Raw genomic sequence first — 17,998 nt, forward strand, 5'->3', positions numbered from 1 at the left:
GTATGAGCTTCGTCATCCTGGGGCGTAGCAAGGAGCGAAGCGACGCGGCGCAGACCCCAGGATCCATGCCGCGATTTATGGGTCGCCTCCGCGATGGTAGGCCTGGGGACATCGTTCCGGACCGCTACACTCTGGGTCTATGTAACGGAATGGATCCTCGGGTCTCCGCGACGTCGCTACGCTCCTGCTTTGCCCGAGGACGACGAAAATGGGGCCTAAAATGCCGCCCCGCGGCGCTCCGATGGCTGCATCTCGTCGAGCAGCGTGCGGATGACGCCGGCCATGCTCTGGTTCATGTCGTTGCGCCACAGCGCGAAGGCGACATTGGCCTCGACAAAACCTTCCGGCGACCCGCAATCGAAGGTGCGGCCCTGATAGTGGTAGCCGTAGAAGGCCTGCTGCTTCTCCAGCTTCAGCATCGCGTCGGTGAGCTGGATCTCGTTGCCGGCGCCCTTCTCCTGTCCTTCCAGAATCCCAAATATTTCCGGCTGCAGGATGTAGCGGCCGTTGATGTAGAGGTTGGACGGCGCCGTGCCGGTCTTCGGCTTTTCCACCATTTCGGTGATGCGGAACCCGTGATGCGTGTCTTCGCCGCGCCCGACGATGCCGTATTTATGGGCCTCCGCCGGATCGCATTCCTGCACGGCGATGATGTTGTTGCCGGTTTCCTCGTAGAGCTCGACCATTGCTTTCGTGCAGCTCTTCTCCGACTGCATGATCATGTCCGGCAACAACAGGGCGAAAGGTTCGTCGCCGACCAGTTCGCGCGCGCACCAGACGGCATGGCCGAGACCCATCGGTACCTGCTGGCGGGTGAAGCTGGTCTGGCCCGGCAACGGCTGCAGTCGTTGCAGTCGGGCAAGCTGCTCGTCCTTGCCGCGCTGTGCCAGTGTGTCATAGAGCTCGAACTGGATATCGAAATGGTCCTCGATGACCGCCTTGTTGCGGCCGGTCACGAAAATGAAATGCTCGATGCCCGCCTCGCGCGCCTCATCGACGACATACTGGATGACCGGCCTGTCGACGACGGTCAGCATCTCCTTGGGAACAGCCTTGGTGGCCGGGAGAAACCGCGTGCCGAGACCGGCGACCGGGAAAACTGCCTTGCGAACTCTCTTCATACTTTCAATTATCCGTTTGCTGGCCCGCACCGCAATCCCGTCTCGCGACATTTTCACGCCGGAATCGAAGATTACTGGGCGGGTGAGGGAAACTTCCACCGGTTAAAGCATCGAGGTGTCTTTTCGTTCCAGGCGACACCTATGGTAAACCAATTCCTAACCCGGTTCGGCGATGAATGGTCTTTCCTGAGACAGAGAAGGAGGAAAAGATGTCCGTTCGCAATGCCGCAAAACGTTTTACCAGCGCCATGACGGCAGCTAGCCTCTCGCTCACTTTGCTCATCCCCACCGGGCCGGCTTTCGCCGACGCCGGGTTCCGGCAATGGGTCGCCGGCTTCCGCGCCACCGCCGTGGCGGGCGGCGTTTCCGGCGCTATCTACGACCAAGCATTCAGCGGCATCAAAGAAGCCGACCCGGTAGTGTTGGAAAAGGCTCGCACGCAGCCCGAATTCACCGCCCCCGCCTGGGATTATTTCGACAACCGCGTCCATGACCAGTCCGTCGCCGTCGGGCAGCTGATGGCGAAAAAGTGGAAGCCTTGGCTGGACAGGATCGAGGCAAGGTTCGGCGTCGACCGGTACGTTCTCCTGGCCATCTGGTCGATGGAATCCAACTATGGCGAGATCCTCAAGCGCGACGACATCATGCGCAACGTCATCCGTTCGCTGGCGACTTTGGGTTATGGCGACGCGAAACGTTCGAAATACGCTCGCACCCAGTTGGTCGCGGCCCTGAAGATCCTGCAAACCGGCGACATCGACGAGAGCCATCTGATGGGCTCCTGGGCGGGCGCCATGGGCCAGACCCAGTTCATCCCGACCAGCTACCAGCATTATGCCGTCGACATGGACGGTAACGGCAAGCGCGACATCTGGAATTCCATTCCCGATGCGCTGGCGACATCAGCCAACCTGCTCAAGAAGAATGGCTGGCAGGCCGGAAAGACCTGGGGCTACGAAGTCACGTTGCCGGCAGGCAAATTGCCGGCCGGATCCAAGACGCTGGCGCAATGGCAGGCGCTCGGCGTGGTCCGCGCCAGCGGCAAGCCGTTCAAGAGCCTCGCCGACAAGGCGACGCTGAAAGTGCCGGATGGCCGTGGCGGGCCGGCCTTCCTGATGATCAGGAATTTCTCGGTCATCAAGGCCTACAACAATGCCGACAAATACGCGCTCGCCGTCGGTCTGCTTGCCGATGAGATCGCCGGCGGCAACGGCCTGGTGCAGGATTGGAACCGGCCTTTCACCAAGCTCAGCTTCGAGGAACGGCAGGAGTTGCAGAAGCGACTTTCCCAGCATGGCCTTTATGATGGCAAATTCGACGGCAAGATCGGCGACGGCTCGAAGACGGCCATCATGGCCTATCAGGCAAAGGTCGGCTTGACCCAGGATGGCTATCCGAGCTTGGAAGTGCTGAAATGGCTCAGGCGGAAATAGAGCCTGACGTATTGAGTAGGGAGGGAACGATTGGTGTGGCCTGCGCGCGTCGGGGCGTTCGTTCGTCGCATGCCGGTGCTGGTCCTGGCCTTCGCCGTGCTCGCCATTGCCGTGGCCGGCGCCGTCCATGCCCCAGCCATGGCGCAGGAGCAGCCGCAGCAGAGCCGCGGCTGGTCGTTGCGCGACCTCCTGTTTCCGCGCCGCAGCGAGCGGGTCGAGCCGCCGCAGGACATTCAGCAGGCGACGCCTAAGCCGAAGAAAAAACCGCGTGCGCCTCGCCCGCCAGCGGAGCCGGCAACGCCCGTGGTCGAAAAAGCGCCGGACGCCCGCACCGTGCTGGTGGTCGGCGACTTCATGGCGGCGGGCCTCGCCGAGGGTCTGGACGACGCCTTCGCCGAGAATACCGGTGTCAGGATCGTTGTCCGCAGCAATGGCTCGTCAGGCTTCGTGCGCGACGATTTCTACAACTGGCCCGAACAGATCAAATCGCTGATCGAAACCGAAAAACCCGCCGCAGTGGTCGTCATGCTGGGGTCTAACGACCGCCAGCAAATGAAGGTCGGCGACGTGCGCGAGCAGCCCCGCTCCGAGAACTGGACCAAGGAATACGAACGCCGCACCGATGAGTTCGGCAAGGCAATCGCCACCGCCAAGGTGCCTTTCCTGTGGGTCGGCATGCCGGCCTTCCGGGTGCCGAAGATGACCTCGGACATGCTGGCCTTCAACGACATCTACCACAAGGCGGCCGAAAGCCACGGCGGCGAGTTCGTCGATGTCTGGGACGGCTTCGTCGACGAGAACGGCGCCTTCATCACCAACGGCCCCGACATGAACGGCCAGCCCGTGCGGCTGCGCGCCGATGACGGCATCAACGTGTCCAAGGCCGGCAAGCGCAAACTCGCCTTCTACACCGAAAAGCCGCTGCTGAAGATCCTTGGATTGGCCGCGCCAGGAAGCGTGGCGCCGGCCGTCGCGCCGGCGGGCGCACCCGTCGAAGCACCTGCTCCGGCGGCCGCGCCCATCGTCATCGATCGCACCCAGCCCATGCTGCTCAGCGATCCCGCGCTCGACGGCGGCACGGAATTGCTCGGCGCCGCCCCGCCGCCGAAGGCCAATCCAGCTCTTCCCGGGGAAAGGCTGATGATCGAGGGCAAGGCGCCGGAGGCTTCGCCGGGCCGCGCCGATGATTTCTCCTGGCCACCGAAGGCAAGTTCGGCAGCCGCTGCGGCGGCCGATACCACGACGGCGATCAGCCCTTAACGCGGCAGAACGCTCGTCCCCATCAGCGCCTCGTCGATCGAGCGTGCCGCCTGGCGACCTTCGCGGATCGCCCAGACGACCAGCGACTGGCCGCGGCGCACATCGCCCGCCGCATAGAGCCGGTCGACGCTGGTCTTGTAGTCGCGGTCGTTGGCCTCGACATTCCTGGAACGGCGGCTGTCGGTGGTGATCTTCATCTCACCCTCCAGTTCCGCCGCAACGCCCGCCATAGCCGGGCCGGCAAAGCCGATGGCGATGAAGGCGAGATCGGCGCGGATGACGAATTCCGTGCCGGGGATCGGCTTGCGCTTCTCGTCGACCTCGCAGCACTTGACGCCCGTAAGCTGGCCTTCCTCGCCGATGAATTCGAGCGTCGCCACCTGGAATTCGCGTTCGGCGCCCTCGGCCTGCGAGGACGAGGTGCGCATCTTGGTCGCCCAGTAGGGCCAGACGGAGAGCTTGTCTTCCTTCTCGGGCGGCTGCGGACGGATGTCGAGTTGGGTGACGCGCACCGCGCCCTGGCGGAAGGCGGTGCCGACGCAGTCGGACGCGGTATCGCCGCCACCGACGACGACGACATGCTGGCCACCGGCGATGATCGGATGCGACGGCCATGCCACGGACTGGATCGGCTCGCCGCCGACGCGGCGGTTCTGCTGGACCAGATAAGGCATCGCGTCATGCACGCCGCCGAGATCGTCGCCTGGAATGCCGGCCGCGCGCGGTGTTTCCGAACCGCCGCAATAGAGCACCGCATCATGTTCGGCGAGGAGTTCCGCGACGGGCTTGTCGACGCCGACATTGACGCCGCAATGGAAGATGACGCCCTCGCCCTGCATCTGTTCGATGCGCCGGTCGACATAGTGCTTCTCGATCTTGAAGTCCGGAATGCCGTAACGCATCAGCCCGCCGGGGCGGCTCTCGCGCTCATAGACATGCACGTCGTGGCCGGCGCGGCCAAGCTGCTGGGCGGCCGCCATGCCGGCCGGGCCGGAGCCGATGATGGCGACACGCTTGCCGGTCTTCTTCTCCGGCGGATAGGGCCTGATATGGCCGGTCTCATAGGCCTTGTCCGCGATCGCCTGCTCCACTGTCTTGATGGCGACCGGAATGTCCTCGAGGTTCAGCGTGCAGGCTTCCTCGCAAGGTGCCGGACAGATGCGGCCGGTGAACTCCGGGAAATTGTTGGTCGAGTGCAGGTTGCGGATCGCGTTATCCCAATCCCTGTTGTAGACGAGATCGTTCCAGTCCGGAATCTGGTTGTGGATCGGGCAGCCCGTCGGCCCATGGCAGAATGGAATGCCGCAATCCATGCAGCGCGCGGCCTGTTTCTCGACCTCCTTGTCCGACATCGGCAGCGTGAACTCGCGAAAGTGCCGGATGCGGTCGGAAGCAGGCTGGTACTTGTGCACCTGCCGGTCGATTTCGAGAAAGCCTGTTACCTTGCCCATAGTCCAGTTCCTGCTGTCCAGATGGTGCGGTTTTCGCCGCACCCGTTAACCTCTTGAGGCAGCCATGGCAACCTTGCACCCGAGGTCAAACTGACGATGAAGGGGCCGGGAAGCCTGGGCTCCCCGGCAATTCTCAAAAATCTATTCGGCCGCGACGCCCATGCGCATGCGTTCCATCTCGATCAGGGCCCGGCGGTATTCGACCGGCATGATCTTGCGGAATTTCGGCCGGAAAGTCGTCCAGTCGTCGAGGATCTCGCGGCCGCGCACCGAACCCGTATAGTGCACGTGGTTCGAGATCAGCTGGTAGAGTCGTTCCTCGTCATGGCTGGTCATGTCGCCGGACACGTCGACGCGGCCCTTGTGGTCGAGGTCGCCGCCATGGTGCAGCAGCTTTTCCATCAGGTCGTCTTCTTCCGGCACCGGCTCCAGCTCGACCATAGCCATGTTGCAGCGCTCGGCGAAATCACCCGCCTCGTCCAGCACATAGGCGACACCGCCCGACATGCCGGCGGCGAAGTTACGGCCGGTCTTGCCGATGACGACGACGACGCCGCCGGTCATGTATTCGCAGCCATGGTCGCCGACACCTTCGACGACGGCTGCCACGCCCGAATTACGCACCGCGAAACGTTCGCCCGCTACGCCGGCGAAATAGGCCTCGCCCTCGGTCGCGCCATAGAGCACCGTATTGCCGACGATGATGGAGTCGGCCGCGACGATCCTGGCTTCCTGCGGCGGCCGGATGACGATGCGTCCGCCCGACAGGCCCTTGCCGACATAGTCGTTACCGGCGCCGACGAGTTCGAACGAGATGCCCCGCGCCAGGAACGCGCCGAACGACTGGCCCGCGGTTCCGGTAAGCTTGACCTGGATCGTGTCCTCGCGCAGGCCCTTGTGCTTGAAGCGCTTGGCCACTTCACCCGACAGCATGGCGCCCGTCGAACGGTCGACATTGCGGATGTCGACTTCGATCTTGACCGGTTGCTTCGCCTCCAGCGCGGGCTTGGCCAGTTCGATCAGCTTGCGGTCGAGCACATCGTCGATCGGGTGCTTCTGCCGTTCGGTCCAGTGCACCGCTTCGTGTGGCGCGTCGGGCTTGTAGAACATCTTCGAGAAGTCGAGCCCGCGCGCCTTCCAATGCTGGATCACGTCGCGCTTCTCCAGAAGGTCGGCGTCGCCGATAATCTGGTCAAGATGGGTAAAGCCCATTTCGGCGAGCAGCGCCCGCACCTCTTCCGCCACGTAGAAGAAGAAGTTGATGACGTGCTCGGGCGTGCCCTTGAAGCGCTTGCGCAGCACCGGGTCCTGCGTCGCGACACCGACCGGGCAGGTGTTGAGATGGCACTTGCGCATCATGATGCAGCCGGCCGCGATCAGCGGCGCGGTCGAGAAGCCGAATTCGTCAGCGCCGAGCAGCGCGCCGATGATGACGTCGCGCCCGGTGCGCAGGCCGCCATCGACCTGCAGCGCCACGCGTGAGCGCAGGCCGTTCAGCACCAGCGTCTGGTGCGTCTCGGCAAGGCCCATTTCCCACGGGCTGCCGGCGTGCTTGAGCGAGGTCAGCGGCGACGCGCCGGTGCCGCCATCATAGCCCGAGATGGTGATGTGGTCGGCGCGCGCCTTGGCAACGCCCGCCGCGACCGTGCCAACGCCGACTTCCGACACCAGCTTGACCGACACGTCGGCCGCCGGATTGACGTTCTTCAGATCGTAGATCAGTTGCGCCAGGTCCTCGATCGAATAGATGTCGTGGTGTGGCGGCGGCGAGATCAGGCCGACGCCCGGCGTCGAATGCCGAACCTTGGCAATGGTCGCGTCGACCTTGTGGCCGGGCAACTGGCCGCCTTCGCCGGGCTTGGCGCCCTGAGCCACCTTGATCTGCATGACGTCGGAATTGACGAGATACTCGGCCGTCACGCCGAACCGTCCCGAGGCGACCTGCTTGATCGCCGAGCGCTCAGGGTTCTTGCCGCCGCCGGGCAGCGGCAGGTAACGGTCGGCCTCTTCACCGCCTTCGCCGGTGTTCGACTTGCCGCCGATCTGGTTCATGGCCCGCGCCAGCGTCGTGTGAGCCTCGCGCGAGATCGAACCGAACGACATCGCCCCGGTCGAGAAGCGCTTGACGATGTCGGCCGCCGGCATCACGTCGTCGAGTGCGACCTTCTTGCGGCCGGTCTCATCCGCCAGCCTGATCTTGAACAGGCCGCGGATGGTCTGGGCGCGCGCCGTCTCGCTGTCGATTTGCGCCGAATAATCCTTGAACGTCTCCCACGATCCCTGGCGCACGGCATGCTGCAAGGTGGCGACCGCGTCGGGCGACCACATATGCGCCTCGCCGCGCATGCGGAACAGATATTCGCCGCCGACCTCAAGGCTGTTGCGCAGCACCGGATCGCTACCGAAACCGTCCGTGTGGCGGCTGACGGTTTCGCCCGCGACCTCATCCAGTCCGACGCCTTCGATCAGCGTGGCGGTGCCGGTAAAGTATTGCTGCACGAAATCGGTCTTCAGCCCGATGGCGTCGAAGATCTGCGCGCCGCAATAGGATTGGTAGGTCGAGATGCCCATTTTGGACATCACCTTGAGGATGCCCTTGCCGATCGACTTGATGTAGCGCGACACCACTTCGTAGGCGTCGACCTCTTCAGGCAATTCGCCACGCTTGTGCATGTCGAGCAGCGTGTCGAAGGCGAGATAGGGATTGATCGCTTCCGCGCCGTAGCCGGCAAGACAGCAGAAATGATGCACCTCGCGCGGCTCGCCGGATTCGACGACCAGGCCGACCGCGGTGCGCAGCCCCTTGCGGATCAGGTGGTGGTGCACGGCGGCTGTCGCCAGCAGTGCCGGAATGGCGATACGGTCCGGTCCGAGCTGGCGGTCGGAAAGGATGATGATGTTGTAGCCGCCGGCGACCGCCGCCTCCGCCCGCTCGCACAGCCGGTCTATGGCGCCCTGCATGCCCGCGGCGCCCTCGCTCGACCCATAGGTGATGTCGATCGTCTTGGTGTCGAAACGGTCCTCGGTGTGGCCGATGGAGCGAATCTTCTCGAGGTCGCCATTGGTCAGGATCGGCTGGCGCACCTCGAGCCGCTTGCGGCGCGAATTGCCGACCAGGTCGAAGATGTTCGGCCTCGGTCCGATGAAGGACACCAGGCTCATCACGAGTTCCTCGCGGATCGGGTCGATTGGTGGGTTGGTGACCTGGGCGAAATTCTGCTTGAAATAGGTGTAGAGCAGCTTCGACTTGTCCGACATCGCCGAGATCGGCGTGTCGGTGCCCATCGAGCCCACCGCTTCCTGACCGGTGGTCGCCATCGGCGACATCAGCAGCTTGGTGTCTTCCTGGGTGTAGCCGAACGCCTGCTGGCGATCGAGCAGGCTGACATCCTTGCGCAGCGCGCGCGGCTCGACCGGCTTCAAATCTTCCAGGATGAGCTGCGTATTGCCAAGCCAGGTCTTGTAGGGATGCTTGGTCGCGATCTCCGACTTGATCTCCTCGTCGGGGACGATGCGGCCCTTGGCCAGGTCGATCAGAAGCATGCGGCCGGGCTGCAGCCGCCACTTCTGCACGATCTTCTCCTCCGGCACCGGCAGCACGCCGGCTTCCGAAGCCATGATGACGCGGTCGTCATCGGTCACGATGTAGCGTGCCGGGCGCAATCCGTTGCGGTCGAGCGTGGCGCCGATCTGGCGTCCGTCGGTGAATGCGACCGCCGCCGGCCCGTCCCAAGGTTCCATCAACGCCGCATGGTATTCGTAGAAAGCCTTGCGGTCGGCATCCATCAGCTTGTTGCCGGCCCAGGCTTCCGGGATCAGCATCATCATCGCGTGGCTGAGGCTGTAGCCGCCCTGGAACAGGAACTCGAGCGCATTGTCGAAGCACGCCGTATCCGACTGGCCATCATAGGAGATCGGCCAGAGCTTCGAAATGTTGTTGCCGAACAGTTCGGAATCGACAGACGCCTGGCGCGCCGCCATCCAGTTGTTGTTGCCGCGCACGGTGTTGATTTCGCCATTGTGCGCGACCATGCGATAGGGATGCGCCAGCTTCCACGACGGGAAGGTGTTGGTCGAGAAGCGCTGGTGGACGAGGATCAGCGCGGTCTCGAAGCGCGGATCGGTCAGGTCCTTGTAGTAGGCCCCGACCTGATAGGCCAGGAACATGCCCTTGTAGACGATCGTGCGCGCCGACAGCGACACGCAATAGGCGCCGATGTCCTTGTTGTCGTTCTCCGCGTAGATGCGGCCCGATATGACCTTGCGCAGCAGGTAGAGCCTGGCCTCGTATTCCTCGTCCTCGGTGATGTCAGCCGTGCGGCCGATGAAGACCTGGCGGTGGAACGGCTCGGACGCGACGATGTCAGCCGCCTTCGACAGCGACGAATTGTCGACCGGCACGTCACGGAATCCCAGCAGCGGCAGCCCTTCGGACTGCGCCGATTCCGCGATGATTTCTTCGACATGGGCGCGAAGGATGGCATCTTGCGGCATGAACCAGTGTCCGACGCCATACTGGCCTACCGGTGGCAGTTCGATACTTTGGGCCGCCATCTCCTCACGGAAAAAAAGATCCGGAAGCTGCACCAGCACGCCGGCGCCATCGCCGACCAGCGGATCGGCGCCGACGGCGCCGCGGTGCGTCAGGTTCTCGAGCACGGCAAGCCCGTCCTTGACGATCTGATGCGACTTCACGCCCTTCATGTTGACGATGAAGCCGACGCCGCAGGCGTCATGCTCGTTGCGCGGATCGTAGAGACCCTGGGCGGTCGGGCCGCCGGTGGGCGCACGATTTTTGGTGGAGGTATTTTTGACGGCGGCCGCTTCCGTCTGCGCGGCCTGGCCGTTCGTCGCAGAGAGCGTCAATTCCGTCATCGTCCTATCCTCCGTTCCGCGCCACTTGGCATTGGTCAGCCTGTGGGCGCTGGTTTGCCTTGGCGAGCACTTGGGCTCGCCCTTCATCCTTGCGGCACGTCTTGCGAAATCGCCGAACCAGGCGGCACGCCGCTGGTTCACATCCGGTATCGTACAGGCCAGAGCCGGTCCGTCCACCTGTCGCTCGCGGCAAAAGCCGGAGTGGCCTAAAGGATACGCCAATCCAGTCTGTTTTGTGCGACAAAATAAGACAGCACTACTGTCCTAAATTTTTATGACAGAAATCCAGAACCCATACAAGACCGATTCACAAAAAACTTGGCCGCGCCGCGACACAAAATTTCGTGACGCGATCGCAAAACGTAAGCTTCGGTCTCTGGAGGCGCCGCCAGCCCGACACTGGCTTTACCCGTTTTCTTGTGTCTGGCTCTTGCGGGCGGGTCATGAAACCGGTCAAGGTCCCAGCAATTTCCCCAGCACAGGCAGACGCATGTTCTTCGCTTCCGACAATTGGGCAGGCGCCCACCCAAGCATTGCAGCCGGCCTTTCGGCCCATACCGCCGGCTTTTCGGCCGCCTATGGCGATGGTGCCCTCGACCAGGCCGTCTATCAGCGCTTCAGCGAGATTTTCGAACGCGAGGTGGCCGTGTTCTTCGTGGCGACAGGCACCGCCGCCAATTCGCTGTCGCTGACTGCCTATAACAAGCCCGGCGGCATTTCCTTTGCCCACCGCGAATCGCATGTCATCGAGGACGAGTGCGGCGCGCCGGAATATTTTTCAGGCGGCTCGCGGCTTCACGCCGTCGACGGCCCGCTGGGCAAGATCGAGCCACACAATCTGGACAGGGCGATCGGCCGTTTCGCCGGCGAGGTGGTCCATTGGGGCCGGCCGATGGCCGTCTCGATCACCCAGTCGACCGAGGTCGGCACTATCTATGGCCTGGACGACATCGACGCGATTGCGGCCATCGCCAAACACCATTCCGTGCCGCTGCACATGGACGGCGCCCGCTTTGGCAACGCGCTGGCCGCGCTCGACACCACGCCGGCAGAAATGACCTGGAAACGCGGCGTCGACATCCTGTCCTTCGGCGGCACCAAGAATGGCTGCTGGTGCGCCGAGGCGATCGTGCTGTTCGATCTCGACCGCGCCAACGAATTGGCCTTTCTGCGCAAGCGCGCCGCACAGCTGTTTTCGAAGTCACGTTTCGTCGCGGCGCAGTTCGAAGCCTATTTCAAGGACGGGCTGTGGCTCGACACCGCCAGGCATGCCAACGCCATGGCAGCGCGCCTGGCGGCGGCCATCGAGGATTCGGCCACGGCCAAGCTGGCCTGGCTGCCACAGGCCAACGAAGTTTTCGCGGTGATCAAGAAAGCGGAAGCCGAGAAGCTGCAGGCGGCCGGCGCGACCTTCTACGACTGGCACAGGCCGCACGGCTTTGAAGGCCATATCGGCGAGGACGAACTGCTCTATCGCTTCGTCACCAGCTTTGCCACGACCTCGGAGGAAGTCGACCGCTTTGGCCAGCTGATCGCCGGATAATCAGCCTTCGCGACAACAAAAAAGCGGCGCCTTTCGGCGCCGCTTTCCGTCTCGGGAGGAGACTTTAGACTTTAGGCAGCGGTCTTGGCCTCGATCTGCTTGGCCTTGGCCGGAGCCGAGGTGATCGCGATCTTGCGCGGCTTCAGCTCTTCGGGAATGTTGCGCTTGAGGTCGACGAAGAGCAGGCCGTTCTTCAGCGCGGCGCCGACGACTTCAACGTGATCGGCAAGCTGGAAGCGGCGCTCGAAGGCCCTGGAGGCAATGCCGCGATAGAGCAGCTCGGAGCCTTCGCCGGTGCCCTCGTCCTTGCGCTCACCCTTCACGGTCAGCACGTTGCGATGGGCTTCGATGGAGATCTCGTCATCCGAGAAGCCGGCAACCGCCATCGAGATGCGGTAGGAATCCTCACCGGTGCGCTCGATGTTGTAGGGCGGATAGGTCTGCGCGCCATCGGGCTGCGCAAGCGAATCGAGCATCGTGAAGAGACGGTCGAAGCCGACGGTCGAACGGTAAAGCGGGGAAAAATCAACGTGACGCATGATGTGTTCTCCTGTTGAGCAACATGGTTTGCGTATGGCCGGTGCGAAACCCGTGAGCGGCGTTTCGGGAGGACCAGCGACCCCAACATTGGCGGCCGCAATACACATCTGGGGAGCGCTCAAGAGCATTTCAAGTTTCGATTGACGGCAAAAAAATTGAGGCCGCGTGCCTTTGATGAACGGCAGATGAACCGGCGCTTCGGCGCCCGTTCAGACAGCCGCCGCTAAAGTGACTTTCAAGATCAAGGATTGGCGGCGCCGGATTTGCAGAGGTGCCGCATCGAGGCCGAACCGGGTGTTAACGTCCCTTCCTCCCGGATCGACAGGGGCCGGAAGCGCGCTCAAAGCCGCTTCCGGCCCTCCCCGCTGCAGGCCTCCATAACCCGGATTTGCTTTGCTTTTGATGTGTGGGCGTCTATCACCTTGAGGCCAGCCGCGAAGGGCTGGCGCGCCAAGACGCCGAGCACAAAGCGCCGAATGACGGATCTCCTCCACGACACACCCCTTTTTCACGAAGTTGAGGGCAATCCGCGACCGGAAAACGCCACGGGTGGCTTTTTCACCACGCGCGACGGCAAGAAGATACGTTATGGCCTGTTCGCAGCGGTGGCGCGTCCAATCCGCGGCACCGTGGTGCTGCTCGGCGGCCGCAACGAGTGCATCGAGAAATATTTCGAGACCATCCGCGATCTTGCCGCGCGGGGCTTCGGCGTCGCCACCTTCGACTGGCGCGGCCAGGGCGATTCCGACCGGCTGATCCGCGATCGCCAGCGCGGCTATGTCAGGTCGTTCCGCGACTATACGGCCGATCTGGAGCAGTTCTTCGAGGAGATCGTGCTGCCGGACTGCCGTGGACCCTATTACATCCTCGCTCATTCCGCCGGGGCGGTAATCACGCTGCTTGCCGCGCCATCGATGGTGAACCGCGTGCGGCGCATGGTGCTGATCGCGCCATTCCTGACATTGCCCGACCTGCCGGTCTCGATAGGGACGGTCCGCCGGGTCTGTTCGATTTTCTGCGCCCTGGGGCTCGGCCGGCTCTACGCCGCCTGGGGTCCACGGCCGAGACACACGCTGCCCTTCGAGGTCAACAAGGTGACATCAGATCCGCAGCGCTATCGCCGCAACACGCGCATCTATGAAGAATATCCGCAACTGGCGCTTGGCGGCCCGACGGTCCGCTGGCTGCAGGCGGCGGCGAAGGCGTCGGAAGCCATCAGCGACCCCGACTTCATGGCCCGCATTCAGGTGCCGCTGCTGATCATCGCCGCCGGCGCCGACCAGGTCGTCTCGACCAAGGCGGTGGAAAAATATGCGAGAAACCTGCGACTCGGTTCGCTGTTGATGATCGATGGCGCCAAACACGAAATCCTGCAGGAAGTCGACCTCTACCGCGAACAATTCCTCGCTGCCTTCGACGCCTTCGTCCCCGGTTCCGACGACCCGACGGCCTGACGGGCACCGCGGCCCTTCCAGGGCAAGGCTAGAGCAATTCCAGGAAAAGTGTGTAACGGTTTTCCGTCCGGAATTGCGTGAAAACAAAGAGTTAGAGCGGTTTGGCGATTCTATCAAACGCTGAACCGCTCTAGCGTCAACAAAGAAGCCTATCAGCCGCGCAGGGCGGCCATCGCGGCGGCATGAAGCTCCGGTGTCGCCGCCGCAAGAACATCGCCGCCATTCTCCGCCGGCCCGCCATCGAAAGTGGTGACGACCCCGCCGGCTTTCTCGATGATCGGGATCAGCGCCACGATGTCGTAGGGCTTCAATCCAGGATCGGCGACGATGTCAACGCTCCCCGAGGCGATCATGGCGAAGGCATAGCAATCGGCGCCATAACGGGCGAGCTGTATCTGCTTCTCGAATGCGTCGTAGCGCGTGCGTGCCTCGCCCTTGAACAGCGCCGGCGTGGTGGTGAACAGCGTCGCCTCATCGAGTTTTGTCGTCTTGCGGGTCGACAGTTTTCGCGGCCCCCCCGGTCCCTCGTAGTGCGAGCCGGACTCGTTGGCGTAGAACAGCTCGCCGGTGAAGGGCTGCGCCATCATGCCAGCGACCGCATCGCCATCGACCGTCAGCCCGACCAATGTCCCCCATACCGGCAGGCCGGAGATGAAGGCGCGCGTGCCGTCGATCGGATCGATCACCCAGACATGCCGGCTGGAGATGTTCTCGCTGCCGTGCTCTTCGCCCAGGATGCCATGGTCGGGATACTCGGCCGATATCAGCGCCCGGATGGCGCGCTCGGCCTCGCGGTCGGCCTCGGTGACCGGGTCGAAACTGCCCTTCTCTTTGTTGGCGACCGCGCCTTGGGCGCGAAAGCGCGGCAAGGTCTCCGCCGCCGCCGCTTGTGCGATGCGGCGCATGAAATCGATGCTGATGTCCAACTGATTCTCCCGCATTGCAGCGCGCCCGAACCGGGCTCTGCCGCCCGTCAAAACAAGCTTGTTTATCGATTTATCGTCGCGATAGCTGTTGCCGGAATGTCACTCCAACGCCATCGAGAGGCAATTTCCACATCACTGTGAATTAAAAAAGCCTGAACGTCCTTGACATTTGTGCGCTGCACAATACCCTCATCCTCGGACAGGGTTTCCTGTCCATGCCCTCCTTGGGCGTTTCCTCCCTAGACTTCGACCGTATCGTGCAAACGATGCGGTCTTTTTTTCACCGCTCCGGAGCCTGCCGCCCAAAAAACGGCAAAGGGTTTTGGGCACGCATGAGACAAGGCGTGATCTTCACTCCGCGGCCAGCGGCAGGTCGATGAAATGATGGTCCGGCATCGCCATCAGGTCGGCTGAAAACCGCGTCAGATCGTCGGCCAGCGCGTCGAAGCCGGCGGCCTTCTCGAATGTTCGCTCATTCATGTAGAGCCCGCGATTGACCTCAATCTGCAGCGCATGCAGGTGACGCGCCGGGCGGCCATAGTGTTCCGTGATGAAACCGCCGGCATAAGGCTTGTTGTGAGCAACGGTATAGCCCATCGCGGTCAGCAGCCCGATCGCGGTTTCGGTCAAGGCCGCGGTGGCCGAGATGCCGAAACGGTCGCCGATGATGAAATCCGGCCGCAGCCCGTTGTCTCCGACGCGTATGCTCGCCGGCATCGAATGACAATCGATCAGCACGGCAAAGCCGAAACGGGCGTGGGTCCTGGTCAAAAGCCGCTTCAGCGTTTCGTGATAGGGCTTGTAGACGGCCTCGATGCGGGCAATCGCCTCGGCGAGCGGCAAGCGGCCCGCATAGATGTCGAGCCCCTCGCCCACCAGCTTAGGCACGGTACCGAGCCCGCCGGCGACACGCGCGGAGCGGATGTTGCAGAAGGACGGCACCGGCTCGGCGAACATGCGCGGGTCGAGTTCCCACGGCTCGCGGTTGACGTCGAGATAGGCACGCGGGAAATTCGCCGCCAGCATCGGCGCGCCCAGCGCCACGGCGCCGCCGAACAACTCGTCGACATAGCAATCCTCCGAGCGGCGGATGGCATTGCGATCGAGCCTCGCCATGGCAAGGAAGCGTTCGGGATAGTAGCGACCGCTATGCGGTGAATTGAAGAGGAAGGGGACGCGCTGCTCGGCGCCCGAACGGATTTCGAAGGGTGGAAAGACCGAAAAATCCTCGGCTGCCGTCTTCAATTTGAACGAACCCGAAAACACCAGTGCATCATGACACGAAACTGCCACCTTGCCGGCCGCATGTCCAGCATTTCAGCGGTCGTGCCGCTGGGCAAATGTGGGTCAGGCGCGTCCGCGTTCACTTGATGTTTACTCTCACCTCCTCATATACAGGATGGTTAACGGGACTGCCCCACGGCAGTCTCTGGCGGGTGATTCGGACAGGATATCATGGCACGCATTCTTCTGGCGGAAGACGATGACGATATGCGTCGGTTCCTCGTCAAGGCGCTGGAGCGCGCCGGCTACCAGGTCAGCGATTTCGACAACGGCGCCAGCGCCTATGAGCGGCTGCGCGAGGAACCGTTCTCGCTGCTTCTGACCGACATCGTCATGCCGGAGATGGACGGCATCGAATTGGCACGCCGCGCCACCGAGATCGACCCCGACCTCAAGGTCATGTTCATCACCGGTTTCGCCGCCGTCGCGCTGAACCCGGATTCCAAGGCGCCGAAAGACGCCAAGGTTCTGTCCAAGCCCTTCCACCTGCGCGATCTCGTCAACGAGGTCGAGAAGATGCTGCAGGCGGCCTGAGCCACCTTCCGCAAGCCGCCGGCGTCAGTTCCACAGCCGCGGCGAGACGACGTGTTTTTCCTCTTTTCCTGCTATTGACGCGCCGGACCAAAAATGGTGTATGCGCGGCTTCGGATGGGCGTGTAGCTCAGCGGGAGAGCACTGCATTGACATTGCAGGGGTCACAGGTTCAATCCCTGTCACGCCCACCATCCAACCCAGACATTCGGCCCTTGCATCACGGCGCTCCCGTCTTGGCGCTCACCGGAATGGACGACGGCAGATTCGATCGCGAAACTCGTTTAGACGCCCGCGACGGCACACAGGCTTTTCATCCGCGACATGGCAAGGTCGGGATCAGCCAGCAATCCGGCCTGGTCGGCGAGGCGAAAGACCTCTGCATAATGGCGGATGCCGCGCGCCGACTGCATGCCGCCGACCATAGCGAAATGGTCCTGGTGGCCGTTCAGCCAGGCCATGAAGACAATGCCGGCCTTGTAATATTCGGTCGGCGCCTCGAAGATTTTTCGTGACAGCGGCACGGTCGGCGCCATCAGCGCGTCATAGCCGGCACGATCGCCATCAGCCAGCTTCGCCAGCGCGGCATTGGCAACCGGCGCGATCGCGTCGAAAATGCCGAGCAGTGCGTGCGAGTGCCGCTTGCCGTCTCCGGCGATCAGTTCGGGATAATTGAAGTCGTCGCCGGTAAACATCAACACACCGTCCGGCAGCCGGTTTCTGAGCGCCACCTCCCTGCCGGCGTCCAGCAGCGATATCTTGATGCCTTCGACCTTGCCGGCATGGCGCTCGATGATGGCGACCACCGTATCGAGCGCGGCCTCGAAATCGTCGCTGCCCCAATAGCCCTTCAAGGCCGGGTCGAACATATCGCCCAGCCAGTGCAGGATGACCTTGCTCGAGGCCTGGCCCAATATGCGGTCGTAAACCAAGGCGTAGTCGTCCGGCCCCTTCGCCACGGCCGCCAGCGCGCGGCTGGCCATCATGATCGCCTTGCCGCCCTGGCCTTCGATGAAAGCGAACTGCTCCTCATAGGCGGCGATCACATCGTCCAGTGTCCTGGCCGACGCCGGCACGAGGTGGTCGGTTCCGGCGCCCGAGGCGAGATCGCCAGCGACGGTCCGCGCCTCCGCGATTGAACGGCGGATCAATTCCTGCGCATTTGTCCAATCGAAGCCCATGCCGCGCTGCGACGTGTCCATCGCCTCGGCGATGCGGAAGCCGAGCCGCCATAGATGATGACGAAACGCCATCGTCCTGTCCCAGTCGACAACCGGCCGCGACCATGGATCGGTCATATCAAGGGGGTCGGCGACGACATGCGCGGCGGCATAGGCGATCCGCGAAAACCGTGCGCCGATTACCGGTTGGACCGGCCGTCCGGCAAGCGCGTAGCGGGCGCTGCGGTCACCTTCGCCAGGCAAGACAATGTCCATCGATCTCTCCCTTCGCAGCGCCTATTAAATGGAACGTTCCAATAAATCAAGAACCTTTAGGATTCGAAGTGACCCGCCAACCAATGCTGCGTTGCAACACAAGACCCCTTGGATGGCAAACTGTTGGACCACGTATGACCGCGT

Annotated in this window: 12 protein-coding genes and 1 tRNA gene; 6 read left to right on the forward strand and 7 right to left on the reverse strand. The window is 62.9% G+C overall.

Annotated features, from left to right (window positions below):
- Positions 1 to 215: 215 nt before the first annotated feature.
- Entirely contained in the window at positions 216 to 1,130 is a 915-nt protein-coding gene (gene galU, locus FJW08_RS11125) for a UTP--glucose-1-phosphate uridylyltransferase GalU (RefSeq protein WP_181178348.1), read from the reverse strand.
- A gap of 200 nt (positions 1,131 to 1,330) precedes the next feature.
- Between galU and FJW08_RS11130 the strand changes: the two genes are divergently transcribed.
- Together FJW08_RS11130 and FJW08_RS11135 are read left to right on the forward strand one after the other, a co-directional pair.
- Positions 1,331 to 2,554, forward strand: a complete 1,224-nt coding sequence (locus FJW08_RS11130; RefSeq protein ID WP_140810578.1) for a lytic murein transglycosylase — start codon at positions 1,331 to 1,333, stop codon at positions 2,552 to 2,554.
- 30 nt (positions 2,555 to 2,584) lie between these two features.
- Complete coding sequence (locus FJW08_RS11135) at positions 2,585 to 3,814, forward strand: DUF459 domain-containing protein (RefSeq protein WP_140810579.1); 1,230 nt, start codon at positions 2,585 to 2,587, stop codon at positions 3,812 to 3,814.
- Here FJW08_RS11135 and FJW08_RS11140 read toward each other — a convergent pair.
- Both FJW08_RS11140 and gltB read right to left on the reverse strand, forming a co-directional pair.
- Entirely contained in the window at positions 3,811 to 5,265 is a 1,455-nt protein-coding gene (locus FJW08_RS11140) for a glutamate synthase subunit beta (protein WP_140810581.1), read from the reverse strand. The two genes, FJW08_RS11135 and FJW08_RS11140, sit on opposite strands and share 4 nt — an antisense overlap.
- Positions 5,266 to 5,406: 141 nt before the next feature.
- Entirely contained in the window at positions 5,407 to 10,140 is a 4,734-nt protein-coding gene (gltB, locus tag FJW08_RS11145; RefSeq protein WP_140810582.1) for a glutamate synthase large subunit, read from the reverse strand.
- 490 nt (positions 10,141 to 10,630) lie between these two features.
- On the opposite strand from gltB, the gene FJW08_RS11150 reads away from it, so the two are divergent.
- Positions 10,631 to 11,683 (forward strand): low specificity L-threonine aldolase, encoded by a 1,053-nt coding sequence (locus FJW08_RS11150; RefSeq protein WP_140810583.1) that lies wholly within the window; start codon positions 10,631 to 10,633, stop codon positions 11,681 to 11,683.
- Positions 11,684 to 11,754: 71 nt separating this feature from the next.
- Here the strand turns inward: FJW08_RS11150 and FJW08_RS11155 are convergent, their stop codons facing one another.
- Entirely contained in the window at positions 11,755 to 12,222 is a 468-nt protein-coding gene (locus FJW08_RS11155) for an Hsp20 family protein (protein ID WP_027142918.1), read from the reverse strand.
- A 477-nt stretch (positions 12,223 to 12,699) separates the two neighbouring features.
- Here FJW08_RS11155 and FJW08_RS11160 point away from each other — a divergent pair, with 477 nt between their 5' ends.
- The gene (locus tag FJW08_RS11160) at positions 12,700 to 13,677 is read left to right on the forward strand and encodes an alpha/beta hydrolase (protein ID WP_140810584.1); all 978 of its coding nucleotides are present in this window, start codon (positions 12,700 to 12,702) and stop codon (positions 13,675 to 13,677) included.
- A gap of 152 nt (positions 13,678 to 13,829) precedes the next feature.
- On the opposite strand, the gene hisN is transcribed toward FJW08_RS11160, so the two are convergent.
- Positions 13,830 to 14,603 carry a histidinol-phosphatase gene (gene hisN, locus FJW08_RS11165; RefSeq protein ID WP_140756053.1) on the reverse strand — a complete coding sequence of 258 codons (774 nt, stop codon included), beginning with the start codon at positions 14,601 to 14,603 and terminating at the stop codon, positions 13,830 to 13,832.
- Positions 14,604 to 14,954: 351 nt separating this feature from the next.
- A complete protein-coding gene (locus tag FJW08_RS11170) occupies positions 14,955 to 15,896 on the reverse strand; it encodes an N-formylglutamate amidohydrolase (protein WP_140810585.1) in 942 nt (313 codons plus the stop codon).
- 162 nt (positions 15,897 to 16,058) lie between these two features.
- Here FJW08_RS11170 and FJW08_RS11175 point away from each other — a divergent pair, with 162 nt between their 5' ends.
- Positions 16,059 to 16,421: a response regulator gene (locus FJW08_RS11175; RefSeq protein ID WP_006199474.1), complete on the forward strand. Its 363-nt coding sequence runs from the start codon at positions 16,059 to 16,061 to the stop codon at positions 16,419 to 16,421.
- A 116-nt stretch (positions 16,422 to 16,537) separates the two neighbouring features.
- A tRNA-Val gene (locus FJW08_RS11180) sits at positions 16,538 to 16,612 on the forward strand.
- A gap of 90 nt (positions 16,613 to 16,702) precedes the next feature.
- Here the strand turns inward: FJW08_RS11180 and FJW08_RS11185 are convergent.
- Positions 16,703 to 17,854: a dihydrodipicolinate synthase family protein gene (locus FJW08_RS11185; RefSeq protein ID WP_140810587.1), complete on the reverse strand. Its 1,152-nt coding sequence runs from the start codon at positions 17,852 to 17,854 to the stop codon at positions 16,703 to 16,705.
- Between the last annotated feature and the right edge of the window lie 144 nt (positions 17,855 to 17,998).

The organism is Mesorhizobium sp. B3-2-1 (assembly GCF_006439515.1).
GTDB lineage: Bacteria > Pseudomonadota > Alphaproteobacteria > Rhizobiales > Rhizobiaceae > Mesorhizobium.

What these genes read in the sequence shown, in the direction of transcription:
- FJW08_RS11185 (WP_140810587.1), bottom strand. Translation starts at nt 17,854, where the DNA reads ATGGACATTGTCTTGCCTGGCGAAGGTGACCGCAGCGCCCGCTACGCG.
- FJW08_RS11150 (WP_140810583.1), top strand. Translation starts at nt 10,631, where the DNA reads ATGTTCTTCGCTTCCGACAATTGGGCAGGCGCCCACCCAAGCATTGCA.
- FJW08_RS11175 (WP_006199474.1), top strand. Translation starts at nt 16,059, where the DNA reads ATGGCACGCATTCTTCTGGCGGAAGACGATGACGATATGCGTCGGTTC.
- gltB (WP_140810582.1), bottom strand. Translation starts at nt 10,140, where the DNA reads ATGACGGAATTGACGCTCTCTGCGACGAACGGCCAGGCCGCGCAGACG.
- FJW08_RS11130 (WP_140810578.1), top strand. Translation starts at nt 1,331, where the DNA reads ATGTCCGTTCGCAATGCCGCAAAACGTTTTACCAGCGCCATGACGGCA.
- FJW08_RS11140 (WP_140810581.1), bottom strand. Translation starts at nt 5,265, where the DNA reads ATGGGCAAGGTAACAGGCTTTCTCGAAATCGACCGGCAGGTGCACAAG.
- FJW08_RS11155 (WP_027142918.1), bottom strand. Translation starts at nt 12,222, where the DNA reads ATGCGTCACGTTGATTTTTCCCCGCTTTACCGTTCGACCGTCGGCTTC.
- FJW08_RS11160 (WP_140810584.1), top strand. Translation starts at nt 12,700, where the DNA reads ATGACGGATCTCCTCCACGACACACCCCTTTTTCACGAAGTTGAGGGC.